This window comes from Paenibacillus sp. EKM211P (genome assembly GCF_011066175.1).
GTDB lineage: Bacteria > Bacillota > Bacilli > Paenibacillales > Paenibacillaceae > Paenibacillus > Paenibacillus polymyxa.
In genome coordinates, this window is sequence record NZ_JAAMNS010000028.1 from 1 (window position 1) to 14,372 (window position 14,372).

The following is a 14,372-nucleotide window of genomic DNA, read 5'->3' on the forward strand; positions in this document are numbered from 1 at the left end:
TATATAACATTAACGCGGTGTCGTCTTAAACAAATTTAACATAAAAATAGGCTGTCGAAACTTTCTCGACAGCCTGAAGCCGCCATGTTGGCGGCTTCTTTTTATTAATCATTGTAACCGCTCCGACTTTAGGAAGCAGAGAGCGTACTGCGCTTATTCTTAGCGTTGGCGCGGTCGCGGCGGCTCAGCAGAAATCCGACCAGAGATGCTGTGGATTGCTGAAAAATCATTCCGAGTACAACGGGCAGTGCTACGGGAGCCGGGAAGTAGGTGATAGCAAGCACGGCCCCCGCGCTAATATTGCGCATGCCGCCGTTAAAGACAAGCGCCGTACGGTCTGCATTATTCCACCGCATCAGCCATGATATGAGATACCCAATCGCATATCCAGTGGAGGCAAGGATAATGATGGAGAGACATACTCCGACAAGCTTGAGATTAAAGTCAACCAGGTAAGGTGCGATGACAGATCCGTTAATCATGACGACCAGAGCCATAGCTAGCTTGGAGAACGGGCCCAGCCGAGGCCCCCACACCTGCTTAATCTTTCCTTTGGTCCATTCGTTCAGCACCATGCCAATTAATGAAGGAACGACAATCATCCAGAACAGGCTTTGCATCATTGCCCAGGTGTCGAGCTGGACATTCGCTCCGATCAGCAGGGACATAATGCCGGGCACAGCGAACGGGGCCAAAATTGTATCGATTAGAATGATCGCCAATGTAAGGGCTGTATTGCCTTTGTAGATGTTAACCCAGACGAAGCTGGAAATGCCAGTAGGGATAGCTGCACCAAGAATCAGTCCAGTAATCGTATAAGGATCGTCACTGAAAGCCAGATGCCCAAGCATCATGGCGAGCAGCGGCATGGCTAGGTGAAGAATAAACAGACAGGCGATCAGCGGACCCGGATGCTTGATTACATGGATAAAATCCTTGAACCCCATGCTGATGCTGCCCGCGAAGGTCATGAAGGCAAATAGCCAGGGAGAAAGCTCGGTATATTGGGACAACGGCGTACCGATCAGGACGCCGATTAGAATGCTGATGGGTGTGATTAGCGGCATAGCTGAATTGAGTCTACGATTCAACGTTAGGAGCATACAAAACTTCCTTTTTTGTACTTAAGTATAGACCTTGCCCCTTGATCCGTAAATGATCCGTGTAGGGGGAAGATCATCTATGGATCAGCCCTTTAAATTATTTCGGTACGCCAGAGGAGAGCAGCCCATTATTTTTTTGAATAGCCTGGAGAAGTAATAAGGGTCCCTAAAACCGAGTTGTATGCTAATTTCTTTAATAGAAGCATTCGTTAAATCCAAAAGCTGACTGGCTCTTTGAATTTTCATTCTTAAATAGTAATCGACAGGGGAATACCCGGTTGATTGCTTGAATATTAGGTTTAAATGCTGCTTGGATACCTGAACATGCTGGCTAAGCTCATCAAGCGAAACGGTGGATTCCAATTGTTCGCCCATATAACGTATGGCCTTATCGACATGGCTCTGGTACGTGCTGTCTTCCTTGCGAGCTGCAACGGATACAACAAAACTCAGCAGATAGCGGATGGTTTGCGACACTTGAACTAAATGTATCATGGAGTATGATTTGTTCAGTAAAAGGGTGTAACACTGATGAAATAGCTCCAGCAGTTTGATTTCATCACTAACGGCCAGCGAAATATACATTTTAAACGGCTCAAACAAATCCATAAAATCATCCATTTGATCCCCTTTAAGATGAAACCAGTAAATTGTCCATGGATCTTCATCGTCAGCCCCATAAGCATGCGGCATGTCCCTAGGAATGTACGCAAAGCTTCGCTCTTTCAGGACAATGGTTAGGTTATCCTTGGTTCGTATCCAGCCTTTTCCGCTCGCACAGTAAATGAATATATGAGAGTCGCAGCCATTTGTTCTTTCACGAAAATGATGACGGGCATGGCTAAAGCAGCCTATATCCGTAATATATAAATCTTCCGTAAGCGGATTCATTTTTAATTTTTTCAGCATATAGGGAGGAAGGACATATACCTTTTTACGCTCAAATCCATCGGCTTTCTTAGTCATAATCTATTTATCTCCCAGCCGTAGGCGGCTCTAATGATGAAATACGTATATAATCCATCATAAACAGTGGATTGTCAATTGTCTGTGATACCGCTTACTTGTAAGCTTTGATATAAGAGCGATTATGAGGGAGTGATGAATTGAAAATGAAGGTAACCGGTCAGATTGAACAGGCTGTAGAAGGGCTGCGGAAGGCTTGTAGATTAAGGAGCATTGAACCCTATGAACTGGGGCTGGGAGGGAAATCACATGAGTAATCTGATGAGAAATGTACCGCGCAAATTGACGATCACGATGTGGGACTTCTCTTGGTATACCATGACACAGGAGGGGGAGCCCTACAGCGACCTGGCAGCTCGTTTTCAGGAAGCGATCGAAAGAGGCTACAATACGATCCGAATATGCGCTATGCCCTTCATGTTGTTTACGGTGGATGGCAAACGCCCAGGTCCATTGGAGTTTGCGAGTCTGGGGAAAGTGGGCCAGCGTACGCGCTGGTATAACTGTCGCGGCGGTGCAGTGCTGGATGGGCATGCTCATTTGCTCGAACTGTTTAGACAGGCAAAGGCTCATAATTGTCACATTATATTATCCTCTTGGGAATATCAGCAGAGTCCGACCTTCCTGGCCCATGCTGAGCTTAGAGATGAATTAGTTGCGATCCCACCTAAGGAAAGATTCATGACGATTGCAAAATCAATGGATCAATTGATTCGATTTGTTACAGCAGAAGGCTATAGGGATCAGATTATCTATACAGAGCTGCATAACGAAGTGGAATTTGGGCAGCTAAACGCCGTCGGAACGTCTGAGGGCATAGCAGAAACGAACGTACCGGCAATTATTGAAGCAATGCAGCCTTACGTAGAAGAAGCGATTGAATATCTTCGCCAAAGCCATCCAGATATTATGATGACAGCCAGCTATACGTTAAATGAAGCCTACCCCAAAGCTTACGTGGCGCGCAATATGCAGGTGGCCCATTTTCATCTTTATATTAAAGGGGTGCTGAATGAGTTGATGGAAACGGCGGGGCTTGTTGATGAGTTGGCGCCATTCCCCAATTCATTCGTCCAATCCCTATTGAGGGAAGATGCCCCTCCATTTGCAGAATGGGCTCTGCCTCCAGAGCAAAATTGGCGGATGGAAGGCAATCCCGTTGGCATGAGGCTTATTTATTTACACGACTGGGTAGATCCGGATCAATGGGATCTATTTTTGTACGATCGGTACGGAGATCATAAAATGGCCATGTTGCAAAAGGCCGACTCCCGATTGGAGGAGATTCATGAGTGGACCCGTCGTTCCGGTATTCCAATTGTCATAGGAGAAGGTTATGTAGGCTATACGCCACTGCATGCCCAATTTGAAGAAGGTCCGGTCGGTAAATATATAGCTGAATATGTGTTGCGAAAAGGAATGACACTGGGGTTCTGGGGAATGACCCTCTGCTCCAACTGTGCTCCGCATCATCCGTTCTGGAATGATATAGCCTGGCAGCGCAAGTGGAACCAATTTATCCTAAATTCAGATTAGAGGTTCCTTCCTAGACAATCTATTGTCTCTGAGATAGCTGGTGTCATTCAATATGAACGATTGAGGGGAGTGAACTTCATGAGAAACTATCGAATTACGGTCCAAGATGATCACAAGCATATTGTGAAAGGGCATCTCAAACTTGGCGGCACCAATCCAAAGGGAGAACAAATCGGATTCACCAACTATTTTATGGAGAAGGATGGAGATCCTTTTTTCGGGATTTGTGGTGAATTCCATTATGCACGCTATGATGAACGCTGTTGGGAAGACGAAATTATTAAAGTAAAAATGGGTGGCGTCAATATCATTGCGACTTATGTTTTTTGGAATCTACATGAAGAAGTTGAAGGTGTTTTTAATTGGAGTGGGAACAAAAACCTCCGCTATTTTATTGAGTTATGTGGCAAACATCAGCTCTATGTCATTATCCGAATCGGACCCTTCAATCATGGCGAAATCCGAAACGGCGGTATACCGGATTGGCTATTTGGCCGCCCATTTGAGGTTCGTTCTAATGATGAGGGATATTTGTTTTATACGAGAAGAATGTATAACGAAATCGGTCTTCAGGTTAAAGGGCTGTTATATAAGGAGGGTGGGCCGATTATCGGCACCCAAATCGAAAACGAGCATCATCATTCCTCTGCTCAGTGGGGATTGACTGTAGGAATTAATGATATGTGGTTAAACTCTGGAAGTGACGGTAATTCGCATATGTTAAAACTTAAAGAAATAGCTCTGAAAGCGGGGATTGATACTCCGATCTATACATGCACAGGATGGGGAGGAGCGACAACGCCTGTTCCTGATATGCTGCCATTATGGGGCGGATATGCCTACTGGCCGTGGATCTATTATGAAGAGGAACGGTTGAAGGGGAAGGATGAGCATCCTGCGACACCGGAATACATTTTCCGAGACAAGCATAATAACAAGATTCCGAAAAGCTACAATTTTGAGCCCCTATACGCCCCGGAAGACTATCCGTACGCTTGCTGCGAAATGGGTGGCGGTATGGTTCAGTTTTATAAATACCGGTTTGCCTTTCCCTATCGCAGTGTTCCAGCGATGACTGTCATGAAGGTTGCAGAAGGCTGTAACCTGATCGGATACTATATGTATCATGGGGGTTCCAATCCGCGAGGTAAGGTTAACCCGTTCACAAACGATATGGCTACACCTAAAATATCCTATGATTTCAATGCCATGATTGGAGAATTCGGTCAAATAAGGGAGTCATACCGAAGAACAAAGCTACAGCATTATTTTCTTTCAACGTTTCAAAAGCAATTCTCTCTGACGAAGACTATTCTGCCAGAGGACACGTCCCCAATGGACCCTTATGATGTGGATACCTTACGATATGCGATTCGCTCCAGTGCCGGGGCGGGGTACCTGTTTCTAAATAATTTTCAGGACCATGTTGAAAATTACGACCTGTGCAATTTCAATGTAAGCATTGACCTGCCTGAGGAAACGATTGTAATCCCTAGTCAAGGTGAACTGACATTAGGACGGGATAGCTTCGCTATTTTGCCTTTTAACCTCAATTTGGATGGAATAAAGCTCAAATATGCAACAGCCCAGCTGATAACAAGGATAGAAGAGGATGGAGAAATATATTATTTTTTCTTTGTACCAGACGGGATGAAAGGAACGTATGCATTGGAATCAAAACATATCATCCGTGCCACAATCGACAAAGGTTCGATAGAGCAATTGGATGAGAATACGATCATTCAGGTTGCTGAAGAGGAAGAGAGTGTCATTCGCCTGGTATCTGAAAGTGGCCAAAAAGTCGCCATCTATACGATGACTGATGAACAAAGCTTGGCGTTTTGGAAGGTCAACCTGCAAGGTCGGGACAGAGTTATCCTGACAAGTGCCAATTTACTTGTATCTGGAGCAGAGATAAGACTGGAATCAACAGATCAGGAGACTGTAACACTCAGTGTATTCCCGGATTTTGACGACTCAATCACATCCATATCCGGTGGAGAGTTGCTTGCAACAACAGAAAGTGAATTATTTACAACGTATCAGTTAAGAGTTTCAAAGAAAGAAATACACTTTAATCTGAAAAGGGTGAATCATGATAAATTCGTCCTTGATTTTGAAACAAATGCCCTTGATGGGATCAAAGAGGCTCTGCTGCGTATCAATTATACGGGAGATATCGGTTATGCATTTATTGATGGCGAACTCATTCACGATAATTTCTGCAACCATACGACCTGGGAAATAGGTTTAAAATCATTTAAACATCGGCTCATCGAGCGAGGGATGTACGTATATGTTTCTCCAATTCGAAAGGGCAGGGTTGTAAACAGCAATACAACCATGGCTGGCTGGAAAGAGACAACGGAGGAACGAATCGCGAACATCGGCGCGGTCAGCATAGTGCCTGTGTATGAAATCAAAATCACTGTATAACCCAGAAAGTGTAAGATCAGAGACGCTCAGCGAATACTTTAGTGCAAAGTATTAAAAATGAATAGCTCATAGATTGATTCTTTTTTCTAAAATGGCGCAACAATGCACCCTTTTGCACGAATCAATCTATGAGCCTTTTTATATTCTCATTGTCTTTTTAGTAGATACCGGCTTTTTTCGATGTTTCTTTGATACCGTTGGTTCCTTCTACCACAGTGCGGCCCCAATCGGTCAGATTACCGTTAGGTCCTGTTACAAGATCAAGATAAGAAAGGTTGGAGCTATTACCGTACCAGGACCAAGCTAACCAGCCTATGCCTTTGGATTGGCCGTATCTCATGATTTCTGTCTCGTCGACGTCTGCTCCCTGGTGGTAACCGCCAAATTCACCAATAATCAGAGGGAGTCCTTGATTCAGAACGTTATCAATATTGGTTCGAACAGTTTGAACATCTTTACCAGCGAACTCATACATATGGATGGAGAATACCGTATTCTTCAAAGAATCAGCTGCAAATACAGACTTACCGAAGTCATTGATAGATTGAGGATATTGCCCCCAACCAGCACAATCGACGATGAGCGTATTTTTAATACCTGCGTTTCTCAGCTTGGGAATTGCTTGCTTATACCCATCTGCCCAGCCGCCTCCATTCCAAGAGCCATACCATTCGTTCGCAATGTTCACGATAACCCGATCTTCCTTGCCGATCAGGGCATCTTTTATGCTAATCCAGTAATTCACAGCCGCATCCAAAGACGCATAGTCGTCTTTACCCGTAGCGTCATGAACCTCAAGTACAGGAATCATTTTATAACTTGTGACTAGGGAGATAATATTTTTTACGGAATTTATGTCATCCTTGGTGTATTGTGTTCCGTTAGAAAGGACAATCCGAACGGTATTAGCACCTGTCTTGGCAATGGCTGGGATGGCAGTATAAAGATCGTTTTTGTACCAAGTGTGAGCATGATTGACGCCTCTCATAACGAACGGCTTGCCTGTAGAGTCATACAATTTGGTACCGCTTACATAAAAACCTGAAGCAGCTTGCGCCTTGGAGAAGAATCCCCCCAAACCAATCATGATAAGCAGACCAGCGAGTCCAGACAATAATGCTTTTCTTAACAATGTTTTCACTTTTATTCCTCCCTAAATATATTATTCAACTTCCTGCTATATAGAGGTGGAGTAGGGGTGCAAGTATGTAAATAGCAGTAAGCTAAACACATTATGAAGCGCTTTCATTTTGTCATTAGTTATTTTTCGTTATTCTATCATTTGTGCTTTTGTTATTCAATTGATTTTTTAAATTTATTTTTGTTTTCAGATCATATCTATATAGGTTTCTTATTGAAGTGTGATTTATAAAGGTTTTATTATAACTTTTCTCTCTATGTATGATATGTTTACTTGATTTTTCTGTAGGATAAGTTAGTTAAAAATAATAAAATAAAACCTAACTATTTTGATGGTTGATTTGTTGGATATAAACCAACCTAACAATATGTTTGGTTATCTATCAGGAATTTATGTAGGAACCGATAGTATAGCTTCATGCCAAGCTTCACCCCGGTATTAAATTATTGTATGATATTCTCGTAATACTTTTACCAGAATGGATAGGGGCAAGATGATGAGAAAACCAATCATAGCAGTCGATATGGACGATACGATCTGTCATCTCGTCAAACGGGCTATATACCATAACAATAGTGAATTTCCCACTCATCCGCTTCGTTATGAAGAAATGTTAGATTGGAACACCGATCATCTACGTCATCCCAAAAGCACACATGATGTATTTTATGGACGACCGGGTTTGTTTGAGGAACTTGAACTGTATGACGAGTATGTCGTAGAAGAAATGGAGAAGCTTTGCAATGCTTTTGATGTCATTATTGTGACAGCGGCAGAACCAAAAACCGTCGTGGAGAAATGGAATTGGCTTCAAAGACATATGCCATTCATTCCGATTGAGAACTTTTTCCCATGCAAACGAAAGAATCTGATTAACTATGATCTCCTGATTGATGATGGTCCTCATAATTTAGTGCCTGCACTGCAGGAGGGGAAGCAGGTGCTTTGTATTCCTCATCCGTGGAATATGAAGGCAAGAGAGCAATATGAGTTCCCGGTCATGGCATCTTGGCAAGGAGCAAAAGAACGAATTGACTCCATTTTGGGAGTTCTGAAATAAAAAAATAGATGCATTCGTAAAACAGCTGGCTCACTTGGAGCTGGCTATTTTGCTAGAAATAATAGACCCCAATATAGAATAAAATGGTACAATTGATACATATTTTTCATGGGGAGGGATACGTGTATGACCATGACTATGGGGCAGATGGTGAATCATCTGACAAAGGGAATAGACATACCCAATACGACCGTAGATCTGCTTAACCCAGAGCTCAGGGATATTGAGATTCAAGGAATTGTAACCGCTTTCTGTGCGTCGCAATATGTGATAGAACAAGCTATTTCGCTTGGCGCGAATTTTATCATTACGCATGAAAGTATTTATTATAGCCATCACGGGATGCAGGAATGTTTACTACATGATCCTGTCTATTTGCACAAATCTCGCCTGGTCGCCGACTCAGGCGTAGGGATTTATCGTTTTCATGACACCATACACCGTTATCAGCCAGATGGAGTGATGGTTGGACTTCTTCAGGCGCTTGATTGGCATCCTTACGTTGTGAAGCAGCAGCCCTCTTCCGTCATTTTGGCTATTCCAGCTATGGAAGTTAAGGAGATCGCTGAATATATGAAAGCCAAACTTCATATTCGTTATGTACGAGTAGCTGGCGAGGTATCTATGCCGTGTAAACGAGTGGGAATCTTAGTCGGATATAGGGGAGGTGGTGAACTAGCCATACCATTATTTCTACATGAAAATGTAGACCTGATCATTGCTGGTGAAGGGCCCGAATGGGAAACACCGGAATATGTGAAAGACGCTGTCTATCAAGGGCAAAATAAAGCACTTATCATGCTGGGACATGCTGAAAGTGAAGCACCTGGTATGAAGTATCTTGCTGAAACACTTTCCGTCCAATTTCCAACGCTCCCCGTCTACTTTGTTGAGGATCGCCCCGTGTTTGAAATATTGTAAGAGAGAACATACCTATGCTGATGATCATCCCGCACTGTTGTTTATATCCGTTCATCTACTTTATGAAATGGAGGCAAGATAATGGGAAGCAGAGTGATTATGCCGTTCAGAACGGACTGGAAATTTATAGAAGGGAATTACGCGGGCGCTGAGAAGACAGACTATAACGATGGGCATTGGCAGGACCTTCATATCCCTCATGATTGGAGTATTGAAAAATCCTTTGATCCACATATGCTGTATGGCGGCAATCAAGCTTATTTGCCCAGGTGGTCTGTTGGGTGGTACAGAAAGCATTTTAATGTGAAGCCCTCCTCTCCAAAACAGCGCGTATACATACAATTCGATGGCATTCACAGTAATAGTGAGGTTTGGCTCAATGGGCATTTTGTGGGCAAGCGGCCCTATGGGTATGTTAGCTTTCAATATGATTTGACTCCATATATTCGGTGGGACGAGGATAACGTAATTGCCGTCAAAGTGGACAATACGCTTCTTCCGCCTGACAGATGGTATTCGGGGGCCGGTATTTATCGTAATGTGTGGCTGATTTATACGGATTATCTTCACGTAACCGAATGGGGAACTACTATTACCACACCTGAAATTTCGCCAGATGAAGCCAAGGTGAGTGCCAGAATCAAGATCAGCAATCACCATGAGCATACCGTAGAGTGTACGATTAAGACTGAAATACTGGATTCACAGGGACAACTAAAAGGAAAAATTGAAAACCGAGTAGCTCTTGCGGGCTTTGAAACAGAGGAAATTGAGCAGAAAACGAGAGTTATAGAACCAGAATTATGGTCACCGGACAACCCGGTGCTCTATGAAGCCCAAACGACGATCTATTGCGACAATACTGAGGTGGATCGTTATCGTATCCCTTTTGGCATAAGAGAAGTGATCCTCGATTCTCAAAAAGGATTATTGCTAAATGGAAGCAGCTTGAAGCTGAAGGGAGTGTGCATTCACCATGATTTAGGCTGCCTAGGGGCTGCTTACCATGATACGGCCATGAAGAGAAGGCTGGAGAAGCTGAAGGAAATGGGCTGCAACTCAATCCGTTTTGCGCATAATCCTATGGCGCCCGAATTATTAGACTTATGTGACCATATGGGTTTCTTGGTGGTGGATGAGGCTTTTGACAAATGGAAATCTCTTTCCTATGAGCATGTATATGATGAATGGTGGGCAAAGGATCTGGAGGCCATGCTTGTTAGAGACAGAAATCATCCTAGTGTTTTTATGTGGAGCGTTGGTAATGAAGTGGAGAACCAAGGTCAACCGTCCATGCTAAACATGTTGGAGCATCTCGTTGCCTTTTGCCATGAAAAAGATCCAACCCGGCCTGTTACCTGCGCGCTTGAGCCGCATAATACACCGATCAGCTTGCGTGATGGTTCGATTGAGGCCAAGGTGGAGCATACCAAGCTACTGGCCCAACGAGTGGATGTACTGGGGCTGAACTATCAGGAGCAGTGGTACGAGCACTATAGAGCGGCCATGCCGGATACGCTTATCCTTGGAACAGAGACGTTCCCATATTATCGGGGGAAAGATAACCGGGTTAAAGGTTATTTGCCCCTGAATCCCTGGTTTGATGTCGCTAATCATGATTATGTGATTGGTCAATTTGTTTGGAGTGGAATCGACTATTTGGGAGAAACAAGCTACCCCTCCAAAGGGTGGTCCTCCGGCCTGATTGACACGTGTGGGTTTCGCAAACCTGTATCTTATCTCCAGCAAAGTCTTTGGTCTGATCAACCAGTTGTGCACATAGCCGTATTTAATGAGCATATGAAATCGGAGTATAATCCGACATGGACAATGCACTGGAAATCGCCAGCTATGGAAGATCATTGGACATTTCCTGAATACGCAGGAAAACTGATACGGTTGGTTACCTTTACCAACTGCGAGAGCGTAGAATTGATCGTGAACGAGGAATCATACGGTGAGAGAAAGTTGGCTGATTACCCTAATCATTTAATCCTATGGGAACTCCCCTATACACCAGGCAAAATTCGGGCTATAGGCCGCAATGGGAATCAGCAGGTTTGTGAACATGAACTGACTACCGCCGAGCTTCCTTATGCTCTAAAAATGGAGGCTGATCGGGCGACTCTACCTGCTGATGGGCATGAGATATCTCATGTAGAAGTAACCGTTATAGATCAACACGGGATCGTTGTACCTAACCGGGATGTTGATTTGAGCTTTGAGCTGCATGGTGATGGCCGTATCCTTGGAATAGACAATGGGGATCTCACCAGTGATGAACCTTTCAAGGGAAAAGGAAGACGAACACACAGAGGAAGGTGTCTTGTAATAGTACAATCCGGGAATGTAGCTGGTGAACTGTTGCTACAAGCCTCAGCAGATGGGGGATTACAGGGAGGAATCAGCTTGAAAGTGGAATAAAGGAGAAAATGAATTTTTGCCAGCTCTTGCAGCTGGCTTTTTTGCGTGAAAACTGAATATATTTCAGAATTGACATGAAAAAAAGGAAGATTTATAATTCTGTTATTAATATTAAAGTAATTAATTGAATAGTTTAGTGAATGGGGTGTTTAATAGTGAACGAACGAGATTTCAAAGATGGACTTTTCACCGAATACGCACGGATCGGAAAATGCTTGTCCAGCCCGAAAAGGTTGGAAATTCTTGATATTCTCATACAAGGACCCAAATCAGTTGAAGTTCTTTCTAAAATGACTTCGATGTCCGTTGCCAATGTTTCTCAGCATCTCCAAACTCTATATCAGGCTAAGTTGGTTCAATCCAAAAAGCAAGGAAACTTTGTCTATTATGAACTTTCTGACTCATCTGTTTTGCACTTTTTAAATTCATTGTATGACCTGTCTGAAAAGCAGTTAATTGAAGTTCAGCACATTAAAGAGCAATTTTTGGGTCAATTCTCAGATGTTGAAGGAGTCACAATGGAAGAGTTGGCAATGCGGATGGAAAAAGGGGAGGTCACACTTCTTGATGTACGGCCGCGAGATGAATATGAAACTGCTCATATACCGGGAGCTGTTTCCGTTCCAATTGAAGAATTAGCGGAGCAGTTATCTCTGTTGCCAGCCGACTCGAAGATTGTGGCTTATTGCAGAGGCCCGTATTGCTTAATGGCGGTTAGGGCTATTGAATTGTTGCAAGCTCATGGCTTCGAAGCTAGACACTTGGATAAGAGTGTTCACGATTGGAACGACTTTATTCTTAACGAAGTGACAGGATCATGAAGCTTGGAATGCTTTTCGTTCTGCAAATGTAGCTTGTCGAGTGGGCCGATAAGACCGTCGCTTTTTGATGAAAAAAATAGATAAATGTTCTGTAGGGAATCAGGGGAGGATGTTAGCCTTAATGAATTTGACGAATGCTTCGCAGAAGAAGCAAGCGCTTATCAATTCTTATGTGGAATCTTCAGATAAGCAAAGAAAACTGTATCGTCGTACGCTTATCACCGTTATTTTCTCTCAAATTTTTGGAGGAGCTGGACTGGCTGCCGGAGTAACCGTTGGTGCGTTGTTGGCGCAGGATATGCTGGGTACGGATAAGTTCACGGGGATTCCTACAGCACTATTTACACTTGGATCAGCGGTTGCAGCACTCCTCGTCGGTCGGTTTTCCCAAAGATTCGGCCGACGAATGGGATTGGGACTTGGTTTTATCGCAGGGGGAGTTGGGGCGGTTGGTGTCGTTGTAGCAGCTCTTATGAACAGTATTACCCTGCTTTTAATCTCCCTTCTTGTTTATGGATCGGGAACGGCTACAAACTTGCAGGCTCGTTATGCCGGTACAGATCTCGCAAATTCAAAGCAGCGAGCAACAGCTGCGAGTATGGCTATGGTCTTTACAACGATCGGAGCGGTAGCCGGTCCCAACTTAGTTAACGTTACGGGAGAGTTTGCGTTATCCATTGGAGTTCCCAGTTTAGCGGGACCTTTTCTTTTAGCGGCTGTAGCCTATACATTAGCAGGCATAATATTATTGCTACTTCTTCATCCAGATCCTTTATTGGTAGCCAAAGCAGTTGCGAATCAGACAGCACCAGGAAGCCAGTCGAATTCTGATCCTGAGGCTACTCGTGATGGCAGAAAAGGAATTACTCTTGGCGCTTTAATCATGATAATAACTCAAATTGTCATGGTTGCGATTATGACGATGACTCCCGTACATATGAAGCACCATGGACATGGACTCGGCGAAGTAGGAATAGTCATCGGTTTTCATATTGGCGCTATGTATCTTCCGTCCCTGGTTACGGGTATTCTTGTCGATAAGATTGGTCGTATAGCGATGGCGATGGCTTCAGCTGTAACGCTACTTCTCGCTGGCGTAGTAGCTGCGCTGGCTCCCACTGATTCGATGGTTATGCTTATTGTGGCGCTTTCTCTTTTAGGGATAGGGTGGAATTTTGGACTGATTAGCGGAACCGCTTTGATTGTAGATTCGACAACAACATCTAATCAAGCTAAGGTACAGGGATCGGTGGACGTACTTATTGCTTTGGCAGGAGCTTCGGGAGGAGCACTGTCCGGGATGATTGTAGCAAATTCAAGCTATTCCATACTTTCTTATGCGGGAGGAATTCTGGCACTGGCGTTACTTCCTATCATGTTATGGATACGTCCAAAGAGAGCATAGACTAGCAAAAAACGGCCATTTGGTCGTTTTTTTTGTGTTTACCTGACTGTCAGGGGGAAGGAGCTTGCATGAAAATCGAATAGAGAAAGTCCTCATTTCATAATTTGCATAGGCTTCTATCTTAAAACTACACAGTTTAATTGCCCTTCCTACTATTAATATATTTTTGTAGGAACGGTGAGGCGCTACTAGGAACAAGTGGTGCACAAGCTAGAGCAGGCAAAAGCATCTACCAAAACTAGATCGGGTCTGGCGATCTATCTAGATGCCCAAATACACCATAGCTATACACCGAAATGCTAACGTTGCATAATTTACCTGTGGTAATCAGTAAAGCAAAATGGTATATTGTTTGAGCTGACAACAAAACAGCCGTTTCAAAAAAAGAATAATTAGGGTGAAATGATTTTCATAAAAAAGAATAAAATAACCCTTGCATTTTTGAAATGTACATGGTATGATCTTATAGCTGCTGAAAAACACAGCGAAAAAGAATTTGATCTTTGAAAACTGAACAACGAGTGAGTACGGATTTTATTTATAAAATCCAATGCTGAAA

The 14,372-nt window shown here is 43.5% G+C and carries 10 protein-coding genes; 7 read left to right on the forward strand and 3 right to left on the reverse strand.

Annotated elements, in window-relative coordinates; genetic code table 11:
• Window positions 1–128: 128 nt before the first annotated feature.
• The gene (locus G9G57_RS24975; RefSeq protein WP_016819568.1) at window positions 129–1,103 is read right to left on the reverse strand and encodes a bile acid:sodium symporter family protein; all 975 of its coding nucleotides are present in this window, start codon (window positions 1,101–1,103) and stop codon (window positions 129–131) included.
• A gap of 84 nt (window positions 1,104–1,187) precedes the next feature.
• On the reverse strand, window positions 1,188–2,069 hold the full coding sequence (locus G9G57_RS24980; RefSeq protein WP_164965654.1) for an AraC family transcriptional regulator: 882 nt from the start codon (window positions 2,067–2,069) through the stop codon (window positions 1,188–1,190).
• Between the two features lie 249 nt (window positions 2,070–2,318).
• Here G9G57_RS24980 and G9G57_RS24985 point away from each other — a divergent pair, with 249 nt between their 5' ends.
• Window positions 2,319–3,605: a cellulase-like family protein gene (locus G9G57_RS24985; RefSeq protein WP_164965655.1), complete on the forward strand. Its 1,287-nt coding sequence runs from the start codon at window positions 2,319–2,321 to the stop codon at window positions 3,603–3,605.
• Window positions 3,606–3,683: 78 nt separating this feature from the next.
• On the forward strand, window positions 3,684–6,041 hold the full coding sequence (locus G9G57_RS24990; protein WP_164965656.1) for a beta-galactosidase: 2,358 nt from the start codon (window positions 3,684–3,686) through the stop codon (window positions 6,039–6,041).
• Between the two features lie 157 nt (window positions 6,042–6,198).
• Here G9G57_RS24990 and G9G57_RS24995 read toward each other — a convergent pair whose 3' ends face one another.
• Complete coding sequence (locus tag G9G57_RS24995) at window positions 6,199–7,182, reverse strand: glycoside hydrolase family 5 protein (RefSeq protein WP_016819573.1); 984 nt, start codon at window positions 7,180–7,182, stop codon at window positions 6,199–6,201.
• A 496-nt stretch (window positions 7,183–7,678) separates the two neighbouring features.
• On the opposite strand from G9G57_RS24995, the gene G9G57_RS25000 reads away from it, so the two are divergent.
• From G9G57_RS25000 to G9G57_RS25020, 5 genes are all read left to right on the forward strand, one after another.
• Window positions 7,679–8,242: a 5' nucleotidase, NT5C type gene (locus G9G57_RS25000; protein ID WP_016819574.1), complete on the forward strand. Its 564-nt coding sequence runs from the start codon at window positions 7,679–7,681 to the stop codon at window positions 8,240–8,242.
• A 126-nt stretch (window positions 8,243–8,368) separates the two neighbouring features.
• On the forward strand, window positions 8,369–9,163 hold the full coding sequence (locus G9G57_RS25005; protein WP_164965657.1) for a Nif3-like dinuclear metal center hexameric protein: 795 nt from the start codon (window positions 8,369–8,371) through the stop codon (window positions 9,161–9,163).
• Window positions 9,164–9,244: 81 nt separating this feature from the next.
• Window positions 9,245–11,587 (forward strand): glycoside hydrolase family 2 TIM barrel-domain containing protein, encoded by a 2,343-nt coding sequence (locus G9G57_RS25010; protein ID WP_164965658.1) that lies wholly within the window; start codon window positions 9,245–9,247, stop codon window positions 11,585–11,587.
• Between the two features lie 155 nt (window positions 11,588–11,742).
• Window positions 11,743–12,408, forward strand: coding sequence for an ArsR/SmtB family transcription factor (locus G9G57_RS25015; RefSeq protein ID WP_013369284.1), 666 nt, complete (start codon window positions 11,743–11,745; stop codon window positions 12,406–12,408).
• Between the two features lie 121 nt (window positions 12,409–12,529).
• Complete coding sequence (locus G9G57_RS25020; protein WP_113050199.1) at window positions 12,530–13,813, forward strand: MFS transporter; 1,284 nt, start codon at window positions 12,530–12,532, stop codon at window positions 13,811–13,813.
• The last annotated feature ends 559 nt before the right edge of the window (window positions 13,814–14,372 follow it).

Excerpts from the sequence above, each read along its gene's own strand:
- G9G57_RS24980 (WP_164965654.1), bottom strand. The coding sequence starts at position 2,069 with ATGACTAAGAAAGCCGATGGATTTGAGCGTAAAAAGGTATATGTCCTT.
- G9G57_RS25005 (WP_164965657.1), top strand. The coding sequence starts at position 8,369 with ATGACCATGACTATGGGGCAGATGGTGAATCATCTGACAAAGGGAATA.
- G9G57_RS25000 (WP_016819574.1), top strand. The coding sequence starts at position 7,679 with ATGAGAAAACCAATCATAGCAGTCGATATGGACGATACGATCTGTCAT.
- G9G57_RS24990 (WP_164965656.1), top strand. The coding sequence starts at position 3,684 with ATGAGAAACTATCGAATTACGGTCCAAGATGATCACAAGCATATTGTG.
- G9G57_RS24985 (WP_164965655.1), top strand. The coding sequence starts at position 2,319 with ATGAGTAATCTGATGAGAAATGTACCGCGCAAATTGACGATCACGATG.
- G9G57_RS25020 (WP_113050199.1), top strand. The coding sequence starts at position 12,530 with ATGAATTTGACGAATGCTTCGCAGAAGAAGCAAGCGCTTATCAATTCT.
- G9G57_RS24975 (WP_016819568.1), bottom strand. The coding sequence starts at position 1,103 with ATGCTCCTAACGTTGAATCGTAGACTCAATTCAGCTATGCCGCTAATC.
- G9G57_RS25010 (WP_164965658.1), top strand. The coding sequence starts at position 9,245 with ATGGGAAGCAGAGTGATTATGCCGTTCAGAACGGACTGGAAATTTATA.